Genomic DNA, 435 nt, shown 5'->3' with positions numbered 1-435 from the left:
AAGCCCCGTCCTTAGTCGGATGGGGCAGTTTTTTCATATTGTAAAAGCTTTTCAATTAATACGCCTATTGGAAGATCCAGCGCATCAGATATTTTTAAAAGTGTGCCCAACCTCATGTTTTGAATCGATGAATTTTTTTGAACCAAATTTGAAAATACGGATTCTCTTACACCACTCTTTTTTGACAGAGCGTACCGAGTCATTTCATATTCTTTACAAAGTGAGTCAATAGGGTGCATATTATTTCTTCCCTTTCTTTTTTCTATCCCAATATTTTTTACGTAACCAAACAATCAGCAATGATCCTGCAACTACGATTAACAATATATTAATTATGTTTTCCACCATATTATTTATGGTATACTGTTATTGAGAGTAGGGGGATTAACCCCCACGTCTCATTCTTTGGTTTTCTAGTCGTAATTTCTCGGCTTC

The 435-nt window shown here is 35.4% G+C and carries 1 protein-coding gene; it reads right to left on the bottom strand.

The features are described 5' to 3' along the window. Window positions 1–11: 11 nt before the first annotated feature. Window positions 12–293, bottom strand: coding sequence for a helix-turn-helix domain-containing protein (locus JUJ52_RS23190; RefSeq protein WP_228089265.1), 282 nt, complete (start codon window positions 291–293; stop codon window positions 12–14). Window positions 294–435 lie beyond the last annotated feature (142 nt).

The organism is Virgibacillus sp. AGTR, assembly GCF_016919725.2.
GTDB classification, from domain to species: Bacteria; Bacillota; Bacilli; order Bacillales; family Amphibacillaceae; genus Virgibacillus; species Virgibacillus salarius.
Note: the sequence above shows the minus strand (reverse complement) of the source record. Positions and strands in the feature narration are given on the sequence as shown.